General features: G+C 66.9%; 20 protein-coding genes and 1 pseudogene. 14 read left to right on the top strand and 7 right to left on the bottom strand.

Features of this window, described 5'->3' with window-relative positions; genetic code table 11:
• Window positions 1-152 precede the first annotated feature (152 nt).
• On the top strand, window positions 153-1,829 hold the full coding sequence (locus B4I46_RS11650; protein WP_054914613.1) for an MFS transporter: 1,677 nt from the start codon (window positions 153-155) through the stop codon (window positions 1,827-1,829).
• 41 nt (window positions 1,830-1,870) lie between these two features.
• Here B4I46_RS11650 and B4I46_RS11645 read toward each other — a convergent pair whose 3' ends face one another.
• Window positions 1,871-3,103, bottom strand: a complete 1,233-nt coding sequence (locus tag B4I46_RS11645; RefSeq protein WP_078480332.1) for a M20/M25/M40 family metallo-hydrolase — start codon at window positions 3,101-3,103, stop codon at window positions 1,871-1,873.
• Between the two features lie 106 nt (window positions 3,104-3,209).
• Here B4I46_RS11645 and B4I46_RS11640 point away from each other — a divergent pair, with 106 nt between their 5' ends.
• From B4I46_RS11640 to B4I46_RS11630, 3 genes are all read left to right on the top strand, one after another.
• Window positions 3,210-3,611: a GFA family protein gene (locus tag B4I46_RS11640; RefSeq protein ID WP_043861378.1), complete on the top strand. Its 402-nt coding sequence runs from the start codon at window positions 3,210-3,212 to the stop codon at window positions 3,609-3,611.
• Window positions 3,612-3,748: 137 nt separating this feature from the next.
• Window positions 3,749-4,927 (top strand): GGDEF domain-containing protein, encoded by a 1,179-nt coding sequence (locus B4I46_RS11635; protein ID WP_080922866.1) that lies wholly within the window; start codon window positions 3,749-3,751, stop codon window positions 4,925-4,927.
• A gap of 31 nt (window positions 4,928-4,958) precedes the next feature.
• Window positions 4,959-5,480: a GNAT family N-acetyltransferase gene (locus B4I46_RS11630; RefSeq protein ID WP_043861419.1), complete on the top strand. Its 522-nt coding sequence runs from the start codon at window positions 4,959-4,961 to the stop codon at window positions 5,478-5,480.
• Window positions 5,481-5,515: 35 nt separating this feature from the next.
• On the opposite strand, the gene B4I46_RS11625 is transcribed toward B4I46_RS11630, so the two are convergent.
• Window positions 5,516-6,115, bottom strand: coding sequence for a DMP19 family protein (locus B4I46_RS11625; RefSeq protein WP_043861380.1), 600 nt, complete (start codon window positions 6,113-6,115; stop codon window positions 5,516-5,518).
• A gap of 184 nt (window positions 6,116-6,299) precedes the next feature.
• On the opposite strand from B4I46_RS11625, the pseudogene B4I46_RS11620 reads away from it, so the two are divergent.
• From B4I46_RS11620 to B4I46_RS11585, 8 genes and pseudogenes are all read left to right on the top strand, one after another.
• Window positions 6,300-6,842 (top strand): annotated as a pseudogene (locus B4I46_RS11620) (GNAT family N-acetyltransferase); the annotation flags it as partial.
• A 36-nt stretch (window positions 6,843-6,878) separates the two neighbouring features.
• A complete protein-coding gene (locus B4I46_RS11615) occupies window positions 6,879-7,211 on the top strand; it encodes a DUF4440 domain-containing protein (protein WP_370409171.1) in 333 nt (110 codons plus the stop codon).
• Between the two features lie 90 nt (window positions 7,212-7,301).
• Complete coding sequence (locus B4I46_RS11610; protein ID WP_054914615.1) at window positions 7,302-7,925, top strand: SMI1/KNR4 family protein; 624 nt, start codon at window positions 7,302-7,304, stop codon at window positions 7,923-7,925.
• Between the two features lie 19 nt (window positions 7,926-7,944).
• Window positions 7,945-8,463 (top strand): GrpB family protein, encoded by a 519-nt coding sequence (locus B4I46_RS11605; protein WP_286900290.1) that lies wholly within the window; start codon window positions 7,945-7,947, stop codon window positions 8,461-8,463.
• 100 nt (window positions 8,464-8,563) lie between these two features.
• A complete protein-coding gene (locus B4I46_RS11600) occupies window positions 8,564-9,145 on the top strand; it encodes a hypothetical protein (protein WP_043861383.1) in 582 nt (193 codons plus the stop codon).
• Window positions 9,146-9,319: 174 nt separating this feature from the next.
• Window positions 9,320-9,616 (top strand): hypothetical protein, encoded by a 297-nt coding sequence (locus B4I46_RS11595; RefSeq protein ID WP_043861384.1) that lies wholly within the window; start codon window positions 9,320-9,322, stop codon window positions 9,614-9,616.
• Between the two features lie 39 nt (window positions 9,617-9,655).
• Window positions 9,656-10,732: an NAD(P)/FAD-dependent oxidoreductase gene (locus tag B4I46_RS11590; protein ID WP_286900287.1), complete on the top strand. Its 1,077-nt coding sequence runs from the start codon at window positions 9,656-9,658 to the stop codon at window positions 10,730-10,732.
• Between the two features lie 23 nt (window positions 10,733-10,755).
• On the top strand, window positions 10,756-11,280 hold the full coding sequence (locus tag B4I46_RS11585; RefSeq protein ID WP_286900285.1) for a M15 family metallopeptidase: 525 nt from the start codon (window positions 10,756-10,758) through the stop codon (window positions 11,278-11,280).
• A 1-nt stretch (window position 11,281) separates the two neighbouring features.
• Here the strand turns inward: B4I46_RS11585 and B4I46_RS11580 are convergent, their stop codons facing one another.
• Window positions 11,282-12,487 (bottom strand): MFS transporter, encoded by a 1,206-nt coding sequence (locus B4I46_RS11580; RefSeq protein WP_286900284.1) that lies wholly within the window; start codon window positions 12,485-12,487, stop codon window positions 11,282-11,284.
• A 137-nt stretch (window positions 12,488-12,624) separates the two neighbouring features.
• Here B4I46_RS11580 and B4I46_RS11575 point away from each other — a divergent pair, with 137 nt between their 5' ends.
• On the top strand, window positions 12,625-13,212 hold the full coding sequence (locus tag B4I46_RS11575) for a TetR/AcrR family transcriptional regulator (RefSeq protein ID WP_054914619.1): 588 nt from the start codon (window positions 12,625-12,627) through the stop codon (window positions 13,210-13,212).
• Between the two features lie 48 nt (window positions 13,213-13,260).
• Here B4I46_RS11575 and B4I46_RS11570 read toward each other — a convergent pair whose 3' ends face one another.
• The 4 genes from B4I46_RS11570 to B4I46_RS11555 are packed head-to-tail and all read right to left on the bottom strand — an operon-like array spanning window position 13,261 to window position 19,388.
• Window positions 13,261-13,746: a DUF2165 family protein gene (locus B4I46_RS11570; RefSeq protein ID WP_286900282.1), complete on the bottom strand. Its 486-nt coding sequence runs from the start codon at window positions 13,744-13,746 to the stop codon at window positions 13,261-13,263.
• A 13-nt stretch (window positions 13,747-13,759) separates the two neighbouring features.
• Window positions 13,760-15,196 carry an efflux transporter outer membrane subunit gene (locus B4I46_RS11565; protein ID WP_286900279.1) on the bottom strand — a complete coding sequence of 479 codons (1,437 nt, stop codon included), beginning with the start codon at window positions 15,194-15,196 and terminating at the stop codon, window positions 13,760-13,762.
• On the bottom strand, window positions 15,193-18,294 hold the full coding sequence (locus B4I46_RS11560; RefSeq protein ID WP_043861391.1) for a MexW/MexI family multidrug efflux RND transporter permease subunit: 3,102 nt from the start codon (window positions 18,292-18,294) through the stop codon (window positions 15,193-15,195). The genes B4I46_RS11565 and B4I46_RS11560 overlap by 4 nt, the downstream gene beginning before the upstream one ends.
• Entirely contained in the window at window positions 18,291-19,388 is a 1,098-nt protein-coding gene (locus B4I46_RS11555; protein ID WP_116054300.1) for an efflux RND transporter periplasmic adaptor subunit, read from the bottom strand. The genes B4I46_RS11560 and B4I46_RS11555 overlap by 4 nt, the downstream gene beginning before the upstream one ends.
• A gap of 155 nt (window positions 19,389-19,543) precedes the next feature.
• Here B4I46_RS11555 and soxR point away from each other — a divergent pair, with 155 nt between their 5' ends.
• Window positions 19,544-19,996 carry a redox-sensitive transcriptional activator SoxR gene (soxR, locus tag B4I46_RS11550; RefSeq protein ID WP_054914623.1) on the top strand — a complete coding sequence of 151 codons (453 nt, stop codon included), beginning with the start codon at window positions 19,544-19,546 and terminating at the stop codon, window positions 19,994-19,996.
• The last annotated feature ends 59 nt before the right edge of the window (window positions 19,997-20,055 follow it).

The following is a 20,055-nucleotide window of genomic DNA, read 5'->3' as shown; positions in this document are numbered from 1 at the left end:
TGGATATCTGCGCGAAGCTGATTATGCTTCAAACGAGCGGGCAGCGCTGCGAGGTGTCTGTGCGCATTGCGTAGTCCGATGACATCAGCCCCAGGGCTTGGGTGAAGTGGCAGTGGGTGTTCCGGCCTACAACAACAATCCGGAGAAAACTCATGGCGACAATCGACAGCACTTCCACAGGCAGTGCGCCCAGGCGCGGGATCACCAAAGAGGAACGCAAGGTCATCTTTGCCTCGTCCCTGGGCACCGTGTTCGAGTGGTACGACTTCTATCTGTATGGCTCCCTGGCGGCGATCATCGCCAAGCACTTCTTTGCCGGGGTCAACGAAACCACTGCCTTCATCTTCGCCCTGCTCGCCTTCGCCGCCGGGTTTGCGGTAAGGCCGTTCGGCGCCATTGTGTTCGGCCGCCTGGGCGACATGATCGGGCGCAAGCACACCTTCCTCATCACCATCGTGATCATGGGCGTGTCCACCGCGGTGGTGGGCCTGTTGCCCAGCTACTCGAGCATCGGCGTGGCGGCCCCGGTGATCCTGATCACCCTGCGCCTGCTGCAAGGCCTGGCGCTGGGCGGTGAATACGGCGGCGCCGCCACCTACGTGGCCGAGCACGCACCGCCCGGCAAGCGCGGCTTTTTCACCTCGTGGATCCAGACCACCGCCACGCTGGGGCTGTTCCTGTCGCTGCTGGTGATCCTGGCGTGCCGTACCGTGCTGGGCACCGAGGCGTTCGAGGCGTGGGGCTGGCGCATACCATTCCTGCTGTCGATTCTGCTGCTGATCGTGTCGGTGTACATCCGCCTGCAACTGAGCGAGTCGCCGGTATTCAACCGGATGAAGGCCGAAGGCAAGGCATCCAGGGCGCCGCTGACCGAGTCGTTCGCCCGCTGGGACAACCTCAAGGTGGTGATCATGTCGCTGCTCGGCGGTACCGCCGGCCAGGCGGTGGTGTGGTACACCGGGCAGTTCTATGCGCTGTTCTTTCTGTTGCAGACGCTCAAGATCGACCCGCAGACCGCCAACCTGCTGATTGCCGGTTCGCTGCTGATCGGCACGCCGTTCTTCGTCATCTTCGGCAGCCTGTCCGACCGCATCGGGCGCAAGGGCATCATCATGGCCGGCTGCATCCTGGCGGCGCTGACCTACTTCCCGATCTTTCATGCGCTGACCCAGTACGGCAACCCCGACGTGTTCAGTGCCCAGGCACGCAACCCGGTGACGGTGGTCGCCGACCCGGCGCAGTGTTCGTTCCAGTTCGACCCGGTGGGCAAGGCGCGCTTCACCAGTTCGTGCGACGTGGCCAAGAGCGTGCTGGCCAAGCGCGCGATCCCCTACGTGAACGAAAAGGCCGAGCCCGGCAGCGTGGCGCAGGTGCGCATCGGCAGCACGGTGGTGCCCAGCTTCGACGGCAGCCGCCTGCCGGCCGCCGACTTCAAGACGCAGAACGATGCCTTCGCCGCCACCCTGGGCGCGGCCCTGAAGGACGCCGGCTACCCGGAAAAGGCCGACCCGAACAAGACCAACTACCCCATGGTGCTGTTGCTGCTGACCATCCTGGTGATCTACGTGACCATGGTCTACGGGCCGATAGCCGCGTGGCTGGTGGAGCTTTTCCCGGCGCGTATCCGCTACACCTCGATGTCGCTGCCCTACCATATCGGCAACGGCTGGTTCGGCGGCTTCCTGCCCACGGTGGCGTTCGCCATGGTCGCGGCCACGGGGGATATCTACTACGGGCTGTGGTACCCGATCGTGATCGCGGTGATGACCGCCATCCTGGGTACCTTCTTCCTGCCCGAGACCAAGGACCGCGACATCAACCACAGCTGAAGCCGCCCGCCCTCCCGGGTGCCGGGAGGGCGCGGTGCAGCCTACTGCGAGAGGTGCCGGATCATCGCCACCGTCAGGTACAGGCGCGGCGCGATGCTGGACAGTTCGATGTATTCATCGTCGGCGTGCAACCCGGCCCCGACCACGCCCATGGTTTCGAGCACCGCCGGCGTGGCGCTGCCGGGCACATAGGCATAGCCGGCGTCGGTGCCAAAACGCATGGCGATGGGTTCCAGGCTGCGATCGATCTGGCCATACAACTGCTGGGCAGTGCTGGCCAGGGCGGCGGAGCCTTCATTTCTGGCCAGCGGCGGGCGCCCCTTGCGCAGGGTCAGCGTGACCTGCGTGTCGGCGATGAGCCGGGCCTGGCTGATACGTTGCGCGTCGGCCAGCACGCGGTCGCTTTCGGACAGGTCGGCATAGCGCATGTCGGCTTCGGCGGTGGCCAGCGCCGGGATGATGTTGGCTTTCTCGCCGGCCTTGGCCAGGGTCCAGTTGACCGTGGTGCCTTTGGCCGGGTCGCCCAGGTCCTTGAGCTGCACCACCTGGTGCGCCAGCTCGGTCAAGGCGTTGCGCCCGTCTTCAGGGGCGGAGCCGGCGTGTGCCGAGCGACCGCGCACTTCCAGCAGCAGCTGGTTGATGCCGTTGGTGGCCACCGTCACCGCGTCCTTGTTCGGGGGCTCGTAGGAGAAGACGTAGTCATGCTTGCGCGCAAGCTCGGCAATGATCTGCCGGGAGCCGAGCGAGCCCATTTCTTCATCGGGGTTGAACAGCACGGTCAGGGTGGCGTAGTCGTTGAAGCGCACATCCTGCAGCAGCTTGATCGCATGCAGGATCATCGCCACCCCGCCCTTCGCGTCGGCCACCCCGGGGCCATAGGCACGCTCGCCCTCGATGCGAAACGGGCGCCTGGCGGCGGTGCCGGGGCCGAACACGGTGTCGTAATGCACCATCAGCATGAAGCGCTTGCTGCCGCTGCCCTTGAAGGTGCCGACGATGTTGTTGCCCACCGAGGGCGTGGCGGCGCTGGTCTGCACCGTGGCGCCCAGGGCCTCCAGGCGCTTGACCAGCAATGCGCCGATGTCGGTGAGGCCTTGCTGGGTGCCGGTACCGGTGTCCACCGATACCAGGGTTTTGAGGGTATCCAGGTAGCTCGACTGCTCGGCCTTGGCTTTTTCCAGCAGGTCCTGGGCGGGGGAAGCGATGGCGCCGGTACAGGCGAAGGACAGGCAGAGCGCCAGGGCGCTGGCGTAGGGAGGGCGAAACAACGGCATAGGGCGGGGCCTCGGTGCAGGGTGGCAAAAGGGTGTGTTGCATGACGGGCAAGGGATCAGCTTAGACTGTCGGCCCTGTATTGCGAGCAACCGGGTTGGACCCTCCATGACACACCAGTACCAGGGCAGCTGCCTGTGCGGCGCCATCCGTTATCAGCTCAGCGCGCCCCTCAAGGCGGTTTCGCACTGCCATTGCAGCCAGTGCCGCAAGGGCCACGGGGCGGCGTTCGCCAGCTACGCCAGCGTCAGGCGCGACGACCTGCAACTGCTGCAGGGAGGCGAGCGGCTCAAGTCGTACGCATCGTCCGAGTCGGTGGCGCGCCAGTTCTGTGGCGACTGCGGTTCATCGCTGTTCTGGTCGCGCTCACAGGGGGACCATGCCGACTGGATCTCGATTGCGCTGGGCACCCTGGACTCACCCCTGACGTTCGACAGGCAGCGCCATGTGGAGGTGGCTTCGAAGGCGCCGTGGTACGTAATCGAGGACCATTGGCCACAGGGTCGATAGGGTCTTTTGCACTGCCCGCGACAGGCTGGCCCAGGTTTGCGACAGCCGGCTGAAACGCTTCGCGCAAGCACTGCGAAAAACCGATTCAAACGCTTACAATCGCCGCTTTCCGTGCACTTCATGCAGGCCCGCTCGCCATGGCGCTAGACCCACCCACGATGCTCACCATCACGATCGCCCTCGCCGCGGCCGCCGCGCTGTACCTGGCGATCGAGTGGCGCAGCGTGCGTGAACCCTCGCTGCTGTTCTGGAGTGCCGGGTTCGCCACCATCACCGTGGGCTGTACCCTTGCGCTGCTGCGCAGCAGCGGCCTGCTGCTGATCGGTATCTGGTTCGCCAATGGCCTGCTGGTGACGGCGCACTGGCTGTTCCTGCTGGGTGTCGGGCGTTTCACGCAAACGCAGCTGTCGCGGGGCTGGTACCTGGTCTTCGTGGTATGGCTCGCGCTGCTGGTGGTACCCGAGGAGCCGCAATGGTCCAAGCTGATGCTGCTGGTCAACTCGCTGCTGGTGGCACTGCTGGCGCTCAAGGCCAGCGCACTGCTGCGCCCGCATGGCAAGTCGCTGAGCGTGGGGGCGGTGCAACTGCGCTACGTGCTGCTGATGCACGGCCTGTTCTACGTGGCCAAGGCGATCACGGCGGTGGTGCCCGGCACGCTGATCGACCTGGCGGCGTTCCGCGGCCAGATCATCCAGATCTCGCTGGTGGAAGGCGCCATGGCAATCATGCTGATTGCGCTGTCGATGACCGGCACCGAGCGCTACCGGCGAGAAAAACGCATCGCCCGCCTGGCCGCCCGTGACCCGCTGACGGCCCTGTACAACCGCCGCGCCCTGGAAGTCCGTGCGCCGCGCCTGCTCGAAGACGTGTCTGCCACGCGGCCCGGAGCGTTGCTGCTGATCGATATCGACAACTTCAAGCTGGTCAACGACCTGTTCGGGCATAGCGCCGGTGACCGCCTGCTGGTCGACCTGAGCGAGATGATCCGCGCGGTGCTGCCCACCGGCGCCCTGGCGGCGCGACTGGGTGGCGATGAGTTCGTGATTCTGCTCAACAACGCCCCCACCGAACGTATCCTGGCGCTGGGCGGTGCCTTGCGCGAGCAGTTCCGGCAGGCCGCCGCGCAGCTGTTCCCCACGCCTGCGCCAGTGACCCTGAGCATCGGCGCCAACCTGTTCGACCAGCCGCCGGGCAGCCTCACGGCCCTGATCGAACAAAGCGACAGCGCGCTCTACGCCTCCAAGCGCGGTGGACGTGACAGTATTCGCGTGGTGGACCGCACCGCAGCCGCTGGCGAACCCCTGCACACGCCTTGAGGCAGTACCAATGGATAAGGTGAACAGCAGCATGATCGCCACAACAGCACTCGAACCCTCGCACTGGCCGCTGTACCGCGACCTGCGCCTGCAGTCACTGCAGGACTCGCCGGATGCGTTCGGCAGCACCTACGGCTCGGAGGCCACGCGCACCGATGAAGACTGGTCGGCGCGCTTGCAGGCGGCGGCAAGCTCCGGCCAGGGCCGTGCGTTTGTTGCGCTGGAGGGCGAAGCGCCCTGTGGGCTGGTGTGGTGCAAGCTGGCCGGTGCAGGGCCCGGCGTTGCCGAGATATTCCAGATGTGGGTCGACCCGGCCTGCCGCGGGCGCGGCGCCGGACGGGCACTGCTGCAGGCAGCGCTGGACTGGGCCCGCCGCCACGACATGCAGCGGGTACGGCTGGGGGTCACGATTCAGGACAGCCCTGCCATGCACCTGTACACCGCGCTGGGCTTCAAGCCGATTGGGCCACCCGAACCGCTGCGCGCGGGCAGCGCGCTGATGTCCCAGGGCATGGAGCTGGTACTGGATACCGTGCAGGCCCGCAACGACTGACACCGCGCGCCCCTGGCAGAACAGGATCCCGAAACCTAATCGGCGGCAAACAGCTGCTGTTGCCGCGCATACGCCACCAGGCGCTCCTCCAGCTGGTCGGGGTCGAGGTAGAAGCGAGTATCCAGTGCATCCAGCGCGGCCTCGCAGGCCAGGTCGGGCTCATCGGCATAGGTGGGCATACGCAACTGACGCTCGCCCTGCTCGGCAGGCACTGCCTGGGCGCCGAACAACAGGCCCTTGGCCTCCTCCAGCAGCGTGAGGGTCTGCAACGCGCCGAGTTCACGCAGCCCCGCGCACGCGCTGGCATAGTGATCGCCCGAGGAGTTGCCGAAGTACTGGTCGAAACCGCCGTTGTACACCTCGCCCTGCAGCACGTTGACCGCGTAATAGTGCTGCTCGGCCAGTGCCAGCCCGGCAAAGCCCTGGGGCGTGCGGAACACCCGATCGACCAGCCCAGACCAGTACAGCGCCTGCGGGCTGGCCAGGTACTGCTTGCGCTCCTGGGCGTAGCGCTTGCCGTTCTCGATGTTCTCCCGGTAGCCGCCCTTGCAGGGCATGCACAACCCGCCGGTGCGCGCTGCGGTGCTTGCCAGGATCACGTTGCCGCAGGCGCGGCAGGGTTGGTTGTCGCTCATGCGCACCCCATGGTCATTGCGTGGTGAGGGCGCGCCCCTTGCGCGTCGCGCCCAACGTGGCGCACATGCTACAGCGTGCCGGCCTGCGCGATCCAATCGCCTTGGCGCATGGGTTTGGTTTACCCTCGGTACCGACACCTTGCCCACCCTCGCCCACCCCATGCATTACCGCTTCGAGGCCAAGATGAACCGCATCCCTACCTTCACCACCGCGCGCCTGCAGCTCACGCCCCTGCAATTGAGCGACGCTGCGGCGATCCAGCAACTGTTCCCGCAGTGGGAGGTGGTGCGTTATCTCGACAGCCGCGTGCCTTGGCCGTACCCGGACGACGGCGCACTGACGTATGTGCGCGACCTGGCGCTGCCCGCCATGGCGCGTGGCGAGGAATGGCACTGGATGATCCGCCTGGTGCAGAACCCGCTGCAGTGCATCGGCAGCGTGTCGCTGCACGATACCCCCGGTAACCACCGCGGTTTCTGGCTGGCGCCGCAGTGGCAAGGCAAGGGCTACATGCGCGAGGTGTGCGAGGTGATCAACCGCTTCTGGTTCGACACCTTGAATCGCCCGACCCTGCAGGTGCCCAAGGCCGTGAGCAACCTGGCGTCACGGCGCATATCGCTGCGCGAGGGCATGCACCTGCTGCACGTGCAGCCCGGCAATTTCGTCAGTGGGCCGATGCCCCAGGAAACCTGGGAGCTGACGCAGGATGAATGGCGCAAGCGCCGCGGCGACGCCAGCCCCGCAACGCAACCCGCTGGCGAGCTGGAAGCCACCCTGCACTACCTGGAGCAACGCCTGCTGCAGCAGGACGTACGCAGCAACACGGCCTTGCTGTCGACGCTGCTGGCCGATGACTTCATGGAGATTGGCGCCAGCGGCAAGGCCTGGCACAAGGCGGATGTGCTCTCCAGCCTGCCCGTCCAGGCATTCAGGGTGCGCACGATCAGCGATTTTCAGGTACGCCCCCTGGCGCCGGACGTTGCGCTGGTGACCTATACCTGCCACAGCGACACCGCGTCGCTGCGCAGCTCGGTATGGCGCAGGCTCGATGGCCATTGGCAGATGACCTTTCATCAAGGCACCCCGGCCGCGTAATGCCGCAGACGGTGCGGCCCCACCCGCGCCGTTTGCCTGCGGCGCCCATGCGCGGCATCATCTGCCGCCCCTGTACAGCGAGCCACCTTGATGACCGATTACCGCGGGCTGATGCTCGAAGACACCCGGCAAGGCGCCAGCGACGCTGCGCTTGCACAGCTGGAGGCCAGCCTTGGCGCGCCCCTGCCGGCTGACTACCGTGAATTTCTCACGACCTGCAACGGCGCCTACCTCGAGTACGACGTGGCGGTCACCCTGGCCAGCGGCGAACGCGAGTTGATGAGCTTCTCGCTGTACGGGCTGGACCTGGACGGCGAATGGGAGTCGAACCCCTACGAGCTGGAACGCGCACGCCAGCGCCCTGGCTACCCTGCCCACGGCCTGCTGCCGATCGGGCGTGACGGCGGCGCCAGCCTGTTGCTGCTGGACCTGCGCGAGGGGCGCCAGCAGGTGGCCGCGATGGTCGCCGCCCTGCCCGCCTGGACCGGCCGCCGCCAGCAAGGCGACGAATACGTGGTGCTGGCCGAAAGCTTCAACGACTACCTGGCCCTGCTGCATGTGGCCGAAGAGACCATCGTCAACCATATCGACAGCTTCATCATCAGCCAGGACAGTGTGCAGGCCACCCTCGCCTGGCTCGATTCCGGCAGCCGCGGCTGGCGCGAACGCCACCGTGAGCGCTGGAACGCGCGGGTAAGCGACTGGCCAATATGACTCCCAGGGAAACACCGCAATGAAGCTGACCAGCCAGATCCGCCCCTACGACAACCAATGGCCCGAGCGCTACCTGGCCGCCAGGGCAGGCATCGCCCAGGGTTTTGGCAGTGAACTGATCGACATCCATCATGTGGGCAGCACGGGCGTACCCGGCCTTGCCGCCAAGCCGGAGATCGACGTGCTGGTGGTGGTCCAGGCGCATCGGGAAACCGCAGCACGCCACGCCCACATGCAGGCTCTGGGGTACGTGCGCGGCTCCGACCTGTCGCCGGGCCACCACTTCTACCGTCGTGATGTCGACGGTATCCGTACCCACAAGGTGCACGTGTGTGCCCAGGCCCACCCACAGATTGCCTGGATGCTGCGCTTTCGCGACCTGCTGCGCAGCGATGACGACCTTCGCCAGCGCTACCAGGCGTTGAAGCTTGAGCTTGAAGCAACCAATCGTGACGGTATCGGCGAGTACCTGGCCGGCAAGGCGCCATTCATCGAGGCCGCGATGCGTGGCCAGGTGCAGTCGCAGGGCGGCGTCTAACGGGCATATCCGCAATCAGTGGCTATGCTTTGCGCGTGATCCACGCACGTTGCGTCATGCGTTGTTCCGCTCATTCAGCCATTACATGGAATGCAGGCTTATGAAATCGATTCGCTCCCTCGCCCACGCCGTTGCCCTCGCCTCACTCATGACCACTGCCAGCTTTGCGGCCCACGCCGCCGAACTGCCGCTGGGCAGCGAAGCGCTGCAAGACCACATCAGCACCCAGGTGCTGGCCGTGGACCCGGGCAACTTCCGGGTCACGATCGAAGGCCCGAACAACAGCCAGGTGCCTATCCAGCTGACCAAACAGGCCAAGGACCTGCACAACCTGAAGGTGGGCGACAAGGTCGACATCACGGTGACCCGTGCCGTGGCCTATGTGCTCAACACCAGTGAGGGCGGCGCGCCGAAGGTCACCGACGAGACCGGCACCGTGCGCGCCACCAAGGACAACCCCAACCCGGGCGGCGAAGCTTTCCGCCAGGTGCGCGTCACCTCCAAGATCACCGCCATCGACCTCAACGCCCATGAAGTGACCCTGCTGCCGCCCCAGGGCAAGGTGAAGGTGGTGAAGGTCGAGGACCCTGAACTGCAGGCGCGCATGAAGAACCTCAAGGTCGGCCAGACGGTCGACGTGGTGTACACCGAAGTGCTGACCGTGAAAACCTCGCGCCCGTGAGGTATGCTCGCCGAGTCGACTGACTCGAACGGCTCTGGCGCGCCGTTCCCGGCCGGATTTCCCCGGCCAGGAACGCACCGCCCACCACCCGATGGCCAGCCGCGCCTGCCACGGGTATTCCATTGGAACACCCCCCTTTTTCACGTCGCTTGACCGTTGCACAGGGGAACCGGGATGAACGCAAAAACAGTGCCTGGCCGCTTGTCATGGGGCCTGCCCTGCCTGCTTGCATTCGCCCTGCTGCTGACCGGCGGCTGCGCCGGCAAGACGGCCGCCAATCGTTATGCCGCCCAGGGTTCCAACTGCTACGCAAAGGCGGTGCCCAGCGCTGGCGAAGGCGGCCTGGCCTGGGGCTCGACCCTGGGCCAGGCCCGCAAGAAATCCATGGACAACTGCATGCGCTACGCCAGCCGCTCCGGTGGCACGCCCAGGACCTGCCAGGTGGTACTGGCCCAGTGCAAGGGCCAGTAACGCATCGGCAAGGCGAACCTGTTTGAACGGAGTGTGTGATTGAACAAGCGAATCGTGGTAATTGGCGCAGGTATCGTCGGTGCGTCCCTGGCGTATCACCTGGCCGGCAAAGGCGCAGAGGTGACGGTACTGGATGCTGGCGATGTGGCGTGCGGGGTGACCGGACGCTCGTTCGCCTGGATCAACACCTCCCACAGCGCCACCGACCCCATCGCGGCGCTGCGCGGTGCCGCCATCGAGCAATACCGACGCCTGGAGTCGGAGCTGCCGGGCCTGGCCATTCGCTGGTCAGGCGCCCTGACCTACGGTGTGCAGGCGCCCAGCCCCTCTGCCACCCTGGTGAGTCGCGAGCGCATCCGCGAGCTGGAGCCGAACCTGCGCCACCCGCCGCTACAGGCCAGCCATGCGCCCGATGAAGGCGCGCTGGACGCGGTAAAGGCCACCCATGCCCTGCTCGCCGGCGCCCGAGCGAAGGGCGCAACGGTACTCACTCACACGCAGGTGGTGGCCCTTGCAACCCATGGCACCAGGGTAACGGGTGTGCAGACAGCGGCAGGCATCATCGAGACGGACATGGTGGTGCTGGCTGCGGGAACCGGCACTGCGGCGCTGACCGAGGCTATCGGCCTGCCGCTGCCCATTTTGGCCTCGCCGGCGATATTCATCCGCTACGCCGCACCTTCGGGCCTGGTGCGCAGCATTTTGTCCAGCCCGGACATGGAGGTGCGCCAGGCTGACGACGGTACCCTGCTGGCAGCGGAGGATTACCTGGACGACGCACCGCAAAACCAGCCCGCAGCCCTGGCGCTGCGCACCGCCAAGGTCATCCGGAACGAGCTCGATGGCGTCACAGCTCTGCAGACGCAGCAGGCCTGCATCGGGCTCAGGCCGATGCCTGCCGATGGCATTCCGATCATCGGCCCGCTGCCCTCGGTTGCCGGGGTCTACGTGTGCACCATGCACCCCGGCGTGGTGCTGGCGGCTGTGGTCGGCCAACTGGCCAGCGAGGAGATCATGCAGGGCAAGACGTCGCCGGCCCTGGCACCTTGCCGCCCGGAGCGGTTTTTCAAGGACGGCGCCCCATTGCACCACGCCTTCACTGCTAGGCTGGATTGATACCCACTGCCCAGGTCAGCCCCATGCCCTACTCCCCCGCCGCATTGCAGATGCTCGAACAGCTCGGCATACCGTTGAACGCGGTGATCGAGCGCCATCTGCAGGAGTTCGTCGAAGCCAGCCTGCTGCAGTGGGCCGAGACCGGCCAGGACAACCGAAAGCACGAACTGATCGCCGTGGCCGCTCAGGCCTGGCGCCAGTTGAAAGCGGCTGCCGGTGCCGAGGGCGTGGCGCTTTACCTGGTGTCGGCCTTCAGAAGCGTCGAACGGCAGAAGACCATCATCCAGCGCAAGCTGGAAAAGGGGCAGAGCATCGAGCAGATCCTTGCGGTCTCGGCCCCGCCGTTCTTCAGCGAGCATCACACCGGGCGTGCCGTCGACATAGGCACCCCCGGCTGCACCGACCTGGAGCCCGAATTCGAAGCGACACCGGCATTCAGATGGTTGACCCGCAACGCAGCGACCTATGGCTTCGAGCTGTCGTACCCGCCCGACAATGGCGCAGGCTACGTGTATGAGCCCTGGCACTGGCGCCATGTAGCCAGCTGATTCAGGCGGGCTGCGACGTCGCCGCCCGTGCAACCAGGCGCCGGTGGGCCCACACAGCCACCAGCAGCACCAGGGCACCGGCCACCAGCGCCACACCGAAGCCGGCCCGTGCACCGCTGCCATCCACCACCGGCCCCGATACCGCCGCCCCCACGGCCACACCGATGTTCAAGCCGGCCAGCAGCCAGGTCATGCCCTCGGTCAGACGATGTTCGGGCACCAGCCGCTCGACCAGGGTCATGGCCACGATCAGGGTCGGCGCAAAGAACAGCCCCGCCACCAGCACCGCCACACCCAGGCCCGGCAGGCTGGCGACCAGCAACAGCGGCAGGGTCGTGGCAGCGGTTGCCAGCCCACCCAGCAACAGCAGGCGCGGCAAGGGCACCTGCAGCTTGAGCGCACCGAACAGCAGCCCCGCCACGCACGACCCCACGGCATAGGCCGACAGCACCAGGCTGGCCGCCGCCGGCTGGCCGCGTTGCTCGGCAAAGGCCACGCTGACGATATCCACGGTGCCGACGATCATGCCCATCGCCACCATCAGCAGGGTCAGCAGGCGCACGTTGGCCAGGCGGATCACCGAGCCCGAACGATCCCCGGCAGCTTCCCGGGGCTGGATCGGCGGCTCGGTACTGCGCTGGATGACCAGTGCGAACACACCCAGCACCAGCAACAGTGCGGCCGCAAGCAGGCCCGCCTGGGGCAGTACCACCACCGCCAGGCCCACCGACAGCGGCGGCCCGGCAATGAAGCTGACCTCATCGAACACCGTCTCCAGCGAATACGCCGCTTGCAGCTGCGGCTGGCCACGGTACAGGGCCGTCCAGCGCGCACGCACCATCGCCGACACGCTCGGCATGCACCCTGCCAGCACCGCCCCGATGAACAGCGCCCAGTCGCCAGCCCGTTGCCAGGTGCTGGCCAGCACCAGCAGCAGCCCAAGGAGGCTGATGGCGGTGGCCGCAGGCAATACGCGGCGTTGCCCGAGGCGATCCACCAGGCGCGATACCTGTGGCGACAACAGCGCATAGCTCAGCACGAAGACCGCCGCCACTGCCCCGGCCAGTGCATAGCTGCCACGCAATTGCGACAGCAAGGTGATGATGCCGATGCCTGTCATCGGCAGTGCGGTACGCGCCAGCAGCCCGGCCAGGGCAAAGCCCAGGGCACCCGGCGCGGCAAAAAGGTCTCGATAAGGGTTGGCCATCTGATGCTCCAGGGCGGTGAATTGGCCGCTGACACGGCGGCGCGACAAGTTACATACGGCATGTATGTATAAAAAGCGTATATTCATACGCACCGAATGTAAATAATCATACGCACCGTATGTAAGGAGACATGCCCATGGCTCGCCGCACCCGTGCCGAAATGGAAGAAACCCGCGCCACCTTGCTCGCCACCGCCCGCAGCGTGTTCAGCGAACGCGGCTATGCCGATACCTCGATGGATGACCTGACCGCCCAGGCCGGGCTGACCCGCGGCGCGTTGTATCACCACTTCGGCGACAAGCAGGGGCTGCTGGCGGCCGTGGTGGCGTCGATCGACGCCGAGATGGATGCACGCCTGCAGGCGCTCTCCGACACTGCCCAGACGCCCTGGGAAGGCTTTCGCCAGCGGTGCCGGGCGTATCTGGAAATGGCGCTGGAGCCGGATTACCAGCGCATCGTGCTGCGCGATGCCCCAGCCGTGCTGGGGGGCACCTCGACGGACGCGCAACGCCATTGCATCGCGTCGATCCAGGCACTGCTGGAACGGTTGATCGAACAAGGCGTGGTGGCCGAGGCCGACCCGCAGGCCCTGGCCTCGCTGGTCTACGGCAGCCTGGCCGAGGCTGCGGTGTGGATCGCCCAGGGTGATGACGGCGATGCGCGACTGGCGCGCAGCACCGGCGCACTGGAACTGCTGCTGCGCGGGCTGCTGGCCAAACCATAGGGCATCAAGGCCACGCGAGGGTGGCCCGATTGGGGTGACAGCGGCGCACTAGGCCCACTGCAGGTTGAACACCATGAAGTGCAGCACCACCCACACCACCAGCGCCAGGTGAGTGAGCTGCAGGCCCTCCTGGCGTATCCAGTAGCCGAACCACAGCCCCCCGAGCAGCATGGCGAAAAGAAAGCCCAGGGCTGCGCTAAGCGCCAGGTTCAACCAGGGCCGGGCTGCGTCCAGGCCGCTGCCCAGCAGCAGATGGTAGCAGCCCGCCCAGGCGGCCAGCACCGCCCCCGCCTGCAGCAGCACGACGACCATCAATGCCGCCCGGTGCACGGCGGGCGAGTGGATGGCCCGCGAGCACAGGGGCAGGTCGATCGCCGGTGCCTGGCGCAGGGGCGCCATCGACAGCGTGCCCCCGACGGCCGCCGCCGAACTGGCAAAGGCCTGCAGGTTGTTGACCAGGGCGATGCTCAACCACAGGGTGAACCCTGCGGCCAGTACCATCTGAAACATCAGCAGTGAAGTTGCAGTATCCACGAAGCGGTCCTCATCAGTTGTTCAGGGTGTTTGCGCTAAGCGTCCTGCCGGCAGGCGCGCGCCAGGCCAGGGCCTTGTACAGGTTCACGGCGTTGCCATAGGAGGCGGCCTGTGCCCGCGCGATGTCCTGGCGCAGACGCAACAGGTCGCGCTGGCTGTCCTTGACCGCCAGGTAGCTGCCCGAACCTGCGCCATAGCGCTGCTGGGCGATGGCGAACGCCGCCTCGCCATGCCGCGCCGCCTGCACCAGGCCGAGCAGGTGGCGCTGGTGCTCGGCCAACTGCGTGACTGCGCCCTCCACCTCTTCCACCGCCACCAGCAGCACCTGTTCGAAGTGCGCCGCCTCGCCCTGGGCCAGCGCCTGGGTACCGCGCAGGCGCGCCCGCACCGAGCCCAGGTCGAACGCTGGCCAGGTCAGGCCGGGCGTCAGCTCGAACGCCCGCGCCGCACTGCCCAGGTCGCCGTCACGCAAGGCAAAGAAGCCGATGAACCCACCCAGGTTCAAACGTGGGTACAGGTCGGCAGTGGCAGCGCCCACATCCTGCACACGGGCAGCCAGCAGCCGTTCGGCCTGGACCACATCGGGCCGGTTGCGGATCAGCTGATCCACATCCCCCAGTGGCAGCTGGCGCGCCAATGGCATCGGCGGCATGTCACCCAGCGCGATGGCAAAGCTGCCGGGGCGCTGGCCTGTGAGCACCTGCAGCCGGTACAGGCGCCGCTGCAACTGGCTGCGCAGTGGCGCCACAGTCGATTGCGCCAGCAGCAGGTTGCTCTGCGCGCTCTCCAGCGCTTCGGGCAGGCCGGCGCCGGCGTGCAACTGCGCCTGGATCAACTGCACGGTCTCCTGCCAGCTGCGCACCGCTTCTTCGGCCAGCAGCCCTTGCTGGCGTAGCCCCTGGGCCTCGAAGTAGGCCTGGGCCACCTGGGCCGCGATGCTCAACTGCACCTGTTCCAGGTCGGCCGCGGAGGCCTGCGCACGGGATTGGGCGGCGCGCTCCAGGTGATCGAGGCGGCCGAACAGGTCAAGCTCCCACTGCAGGTCCAGCCCCGCCCGCCACGATTCGGACAGGCTGCGGGCCGGCGGCTGCCCCTGCCTGGCCTGCTGTGCCAGGCTGCGCTGGTAGCTCGCGCTGCTGGTCACCGTCGGCAGGCGCTCCAGCGCCTGTTCATCCACATGGGCACGGGCCAGCAGCAGGCTGGCATGCGCCTGCTCGATGGCGTGGTTGTGGGCCAGGGCGTTGGCGATCAGGCGTTCCAGCTGCGGGTCATCGAAGAAGGTCCACCAGGCTGACGTCGGCTGCACCGGCGTCGCAGCGAAGGCCTGCGCCTGCGGGCTGACCACATGAATGGGCGCCACCTCGGGGGCGTGATACTGCGGCCCGACGCTGCAGGCACCCTGCAACGCCACGGCGCCCAGCAACAGCGGATAACGGCTGAACACCTTCATGGCCTTGCCTCCCTGTGCCCAAGCGCAAGGCCCTGCTCGGCCTCCTCCAGTTGCTGCTTGCGCGGGCTGTGCACGCGATGATCACGGGCCAGCCAGGCATACACCGTGGGCAGCACGAACAAGGTGAACAGCGTGCCTATCAACATGCCGCAGACAATGACCACACCCAGGCCGAAACGGCTGTTGGCACCGGCGCCGCTGGCGAACAGCAGCGGCATCACGCCGAAGGTCATCGCGGCGGTGGTCATCAGTACCGGGCGCAGGCGAATCTGCGCGGCGCGGATGATCGCCCCGGCACGGTCGAGGTTCTCGCGCAGCTGGATCTCGTTGGCGAACTCGACCATCAGAATGCCGTGCTTGCTGATCAGCCCGATCAGGGTCACCAGCCCGATCTGCGTGTAGATGTTGAGGGTGGCCCAGCCCAGTGCGAGCGGCAACAGTGCGCCGCAGATCGACAGCGGCACGGTGACCAGGATGATCAGCGGGTCCACCAGGCTTTCGTACTGGGCCGCGAGCACCAGGTAGATGACCACCATCGCGGCGAGAAACGCCAGCACCAGCGCATTGCCTTCCTGCACGTACTGGCGCGACTCGGACTGCCAGTCATGGCTGAACTCCGGCGGCAGTTCGCTGGCCAGTTGCTGCAGAAACGCCACCGCCTGCCCCTGGGAAACCCCCGGTGCCGGGATGGCCTGCAGCGTGCTCGCATTCTGCTGGTCGAACTGCAGCAGCCGGTTGGGCTCGACCGTCATCTGCAGCCGCACCACGGCAGACAACGGCACCAGTTGCCCCGCTTCGCTGCGTACATACTGGCGCTCTAGCGCCTGGGGCGTCAGGCGCTGATCCTGGGTGCTCTGCGGGATCACGTCATACGAGCGGCCATACAGCGCGAAGCGGTTGATGTACTGCTCGCCCACCAGCACGGCCAGGGAGTCGCCGAGGGCCTGCATGCCGATGCCCAGGCTGGCGGCCTTGGCGCGGTCGACCGTCACCTTGACCACCGGGTTGTTGTAGTCCAGGTCGCTGTCCACCACCGCGAACAGGCCGCTGTCGCGGGCACGCTGCTTGAGGGTTTCCATGGTCTGGTACAGCACCGGGTAGTCCTGCGCGCTGCGCAGCACCATCTGCACCGGCAAGCCACCGCTGGAGCCTGGCAGCGAGGCCACCTGGAAGGCAAAGATGCTGCTGCCCTCCACTTCGCTCACGGCCTGCTGCAGGTCGGCCTGGACCTGATCGGCCGAGCGCTCGCGGGCCTGCCACAGGCTGAGGTTGATGCCGCCGAAGCTGCTGGCCGGCCCGTCGGTGCCGTTGATGATCCAGGTGTCGGTGGTTTCCGGCAGGCTGTGCATCACCTGGTCGAGTTTGCTGGCGAAGCGCTCGGCATAGTCGAGGCTGGCGTACTGCGGCGACTTGATGGCGGTGAGCACGGCGGCCTGGTCCTCGGGTGGCGCCAGCTCGCGTTGCGGCTGCAGGTACAGCCACGGCAGGCTCAGGCACACCAGCAAGGCGACGCCACCGCTGACCCAGCGACGCGACAGCGAGTGCGCCAGTGCCCGCCCGTAGGCGCTGGCCAGCCCGCCGAACACCTTCTCGGCAAGCCTGGCCATGCGCCCCTCCTGCTGGCCGGGCTTGAGCAGCAGCGAGCTCATCACCGGCGACAGGGTCAGGGCCACCACCCCCGAGACGATCACCGCCCCGGCCAGGGTCAGGGCGAACTCGCGAAACAGCGTGCCGGTGAGCCCGCCGATCAGGCCGATAGGGGCATACACGGCGGCCAGCGTGAGGGTCATGGCGATCACCGGCCCGGCGATCTCGCGGGCACCGACCAGCGCGGCGGCCACCGGCGTCTGGCCCTCCTCGATATGGCGGTGCACGTTCTCCACCACCACGATCGCGTCGTCCACCACCAGCCCGATGGCCAGCACCATCGCCAGCAGGGTCAGCAGGTTGAGGCTGAAGCCGAACGCCAGCATCAGCCCGGCCGCGCCGAGCATCGACAGCGGGATCGCCAGCACCGGGATGGCTACGCTGCGCAACGAGCCCAGGCACAACCAGATCACCAGCACCACGATCACGATCGCCTCGACCAGCGTGTGCAGCACTTCCTGGATCGAGGCCTCGATAAAGCGTGCAGTCTCGTAGGCCAGCGCCACGTTGACCCCTGGCGGCAGGGTCTGCTGGATCTGCGGCAGCAGCTTGCGAATGCCGTCGACGATCACCAGCGGGTTGCCCGCAGGCGTCGGGAACAGGCCCAGGTGCACCGCCGGGCGGCCATCCATGGTGGCGCTGGTCTGGGTGGCCGCGGCGCCCAGTTCGACCGTGCCCACATCGCGCAGGCGCACCAGCGCCGTGCCGTCATTGCGAATCACCAGGTCGCGAAAGGCCTCGACACTGGTCAGGTCGGTATCGATGCGTATGTCGGCCAGCACGAACTGGCCGCGTACCTGCCCGGGCGTGGCCTGGTAGTTGTTGCTGCGCACGGCATCGGCCACCTCGGCGGCGGTCACGCCGCGCCCGGCCATGCGTTCGCTGTCCAGCCACAGGCGCATGGCCAGGGTCTGGCCACCGAAGGTCTGGATCTTGGCCACGCCGTCGATACCGGAAAGCTGCGGCTCGACCACCCGCGACAGGTAGTCGCTGAGTTCGGGAATCGACAGCGTGTCGCTGGCAAAGCCCACATAGGCCACGGCGGTGGAATCCCCGGCCGACAGCTCGACCACCGGGTCGTAGGCCTTGTCCGGCAGGCGGTAGCGCACCTGGTTGACCTTGGCCATGGTCTCGCTCAGCGCCTGGGTCGAGTCGCGGTTCAGCTCCATGCGCAGGGTCACCAGGCTGCGGCCCTGCACCGACGACGAAGACAGGTAGTCGATGCCTTCCACTGACGACACCGCCTGGGTGATCGGCTGGGTCACGAAGCCCTGCATCAGTTCGGCCGATGCACCCGGGTACTCGGTGCTGACGGTAATGGTGGCGGTTTCCAGCAACGGGTACTGGCGGATGGGCAGCTTGCCCAGGGCGAACAGGCCGGCCAGCACGATCAGGCTGCTGACCACCAGGGCCAGCACCGGGCGACGCACAAAACTGTCGGTGAACCTCATGAGGCGTCGCCCCCGTCGGCGTTGTGCAGCGTGTCATTGGCCACCTGCTCCACCTGCATGCCGTCACTGAGCTTGAGCTGGCCCGAGACCACCACGCGGTCGCCCGCCTTGAGCCCGGAGGTGACTTCCACCTGGCCCTTCCAGCGCTCGCCGGTGGTCACCTGCACGCGGTGCACGCTCAGGCCGCGTTCCGGGTCGTGGTTGGCAATGAACACGGTCTGGCCGTAGGCGGTATAGGTGATGGCGGTTTCCGGCACGGCCATCACCCGGGTCGGCTGCGCCGCCGCGAGCTGCACGCTGGCGTACATGCCGGCCTGCAACTGCCCGTCCGGGTTGGCCAGGGTGGCCTGCACCCACACTGCGCGCGCCTTGCCCACCATCGGGTCGATGGCGTTGATGCGCGCCGCAAAGGTCTTTTGCGGCAGTGCATCCACCGCCAGGGCGGCGGTCTGCCCCACCTGCAAGCCCGGGGCGGCATGCTCGGCCAGCGAGAAGTTCACCCGCAGTTGCGTGGCGTCCACCAGGCTGGCCACGGCGTCACCGGCATTCAGGTACTGGCCTTGATGTACGCGGCGGATGCCCAGCTTGCCGGCAAAGGGGGCCCGGATCGCCTTCTGCGCAATCCGTGCATCGACCTGCTGCAGTTCGCCCTCGGCCATCTGCACGGCGGCGGTGGCGTTGTCGAGTTGCTCCTGGGTAGTGACATTGGCGGTGCGCAGCTTGCCGATGCGCTGATGCAGGGTGCGGGCATTGCGCAGCTGTGCGCTCAGGCGCACCCGGTCGGCCTGCTCGGGGGCATCGTTGAGCTGCACCAGCAGTTGCCCGGCCTTGACCCTTTGCCCCGACTCGAAGGCGATGCGCGTGATGCGCCCGGTGGTTTCCGCGGCCACCTGCACCTGGTGGGCGGCTTCCAGCTCGCCGGCGGCGAAGGTCTGGCGGGGCGCCTCACGCGAGGTGACGGTGGCCAGCGCGACCTTGGTCACCGGCCACGCCGCAGTGGCGTGCGCCGTCGAGTCCTTTCTGGTCAGCAGCATGACGACGGCCAGCACGCACACAACAGCGGCGCCCCCTCCCAACAGCATCCTCTTGCCCATCTTTGCTCCGCTCATCGGTGTGGTGTGTTCGCTGCACAGCGCATCCCGTGCCGACGGCTGGCATCGGCACGGCAAAGCGGTTGCAGGAAAGATCGGGCCGGACTATAAAACCTCAACTTAACTTGAGGTCAACACACGTGGCGGCAGAAAAGACGATGGATGGTGCGCGCTCGCTCACCATCGGCGAGGTGGCCAGACGCAGTGGCGTGCCGATTTCCACCTTGCACTTCTACGAGTCCAAGGGGTTGATCGCCAGCACGCGCAATGCCGGCAACCAGCGGCGATTTCCGGCGTTGGTGCTGCGCAGCATCGCGATCATCAAGGTGGCGCAGCGCACCGGGATTCCGCTGGAAGAGATCAAGCACGCGATGAGCCGCTACCCGCCCAACAGCAAATTGACGGCGGCGCAGTGGGGTGAGATGTCATCGGCCTGGCGCGAGAACCTGAATGCGCGCATCCGGACGCTGGAGGCATTGAGGGATAGCCTGGACAACTGCATCGGTTGTGGCTGCCTGTCGCTGGATGATTGCCCGTTGCGCAACCCGGGGGATGCGCTGGGGCAGGATGGACCGGGGCCGAGGATTCTGGAAGGGGCTGCCGAGGGTTAGGCGCGAGGGTTGCGGGTGGTCTGGCTGATGCACCGTGCACGCAGGTTCTGCGACCGCTT

This window comes from Pseudomonas sp. UBA7500 (genome assembly GCF_002478435.1).
In the GTDB taxonomy this organism is placed as follows: Bacteria; Pseudomonadota; Gammaproteobacteria; order Pseudomonadales; family Pseudomonadaceae; genus Aquipseudomonas; species Aquipseudomonas palmensis.
The sequence above is the reverse complement of the archived record's forward strand: the minus strand, read 5'-3'. Positions and strand labels throughout refer to the sequence as shown.

Coding starts and splice junctions, on each gene's coding strand:
- B4I46_RS11560 (WP_043861391.1), bottom strand. CDS start 18,294: ATGAGGTTCACCGACAGTTTTGTGCGTCGCCCGGTGCTGGCCCTGGTG.
- B4I46_RS11630 (WP_043861419.1), top strand. CDS start 4,959: ATGATCGCCACAACAGCACTCGAACCCTCGCACTGGCCGCTGTACCGC.
- B4I46_RS11650 (WP_054914613.1), top strand. CDS start 153: ATGGCGACAATCGACAGCACTTCCACAGGCAGTGCGCCCAGGCGCGGG.
- soxR (WP_054914623.1), top strand. CDS start 19,544: ATGGATGGTGCGCGCTCGCTCACCATCGGCGAGGTGGCCAGACGCAGT.
- B4I46_RS11635 (WP_080922866.1), top strand. CDS start 3,749: ATGGCGCTAGACCCACCCACGATGCTCACCATCACGATCGCCCTCGCC.
- B4I46_RS11610 (WP_054914615.1), top strand. CDS start 7,302: ATGACCGATTACCGCGGGCTGATGCTCGAAGACACCCGGCAAGGCGCC.
- B4I46_RS11595 (WP_043861384.1), top strand. CDS start 9,320: ATGAACGCAAAAACAGTGCCTGGCCGCTTGTCATGGGGCCTGCCCTGC.
- B4I46_RS11640 (WP_043861378.1), top strand. CDS start 3,210: ATGACACACCAGTACCAGGGCAGCTGCCTGTGCGGCGCCATCCGTTAT.
- B4I46_RS11585 (WP_286900285.1), top strand. CDS start 10,756: ATGCCCTACTCCCCCGCCGCATTGCAGATGCTCGAACAGCTCGGCATA.
- B4I46_RS11565 (WP_286900279.1), bottom strand. CDS start 15,196: ATGAAGGTGTTCAGCCGTTATCCGCTGTTGCTGGGCGCCGTGGCGTTG.
- B4I46_RS11575 (WP_054914619.1), top strand. CDS start 12,625: ATGGCTCGCCGCACCCGTGCCGAAATGGAAGAAACCCGCGCCACCTTG.
- B4I46_RS11580 (WP_286900284.1), bottom strand. CDS start 12,487: ATGGCCAACCCTTATCGAGACCTTTTTGCCGCGCCGGGTGCCCTGGGC.
- B4I46_RS11605 (WP_286900290.1), top strand. CDS start 7,945: ATGAAGCTGACCAGCCAGATCCGCCCCTACGACAACCAATGGCCCGAG.
- B4I46_RS11600 (WP_043861383.1), top strand. CDS start 8,564: ATGAAATCGATTCGCTCCCTCGCCCACGCCGTTGCCCTCGCCTCACTC.
- B4I46_RS11555 (WP_116054300.1), bottom strand. CDS start 19,388: ATGGGCAAGAGGATGCTGTTGGGAGGGGGCGCCGCTGTTGTGTGCGTG.
- B4I46_RS11625 (WP_043861380.1), bottom strand. CDS start 6,115: ATGAGCGACAACCAACCCTGCCGCGCCTGCGGCAACGTGATCCTGGCA.
- B4I46_RS11645 (WP_078480332.1), bottom strand. CDS start 3,103: ATGCCGTTGTTTCGCCCTCCCTACGCCAGCGCCCTGGCGCTCTGCCTG.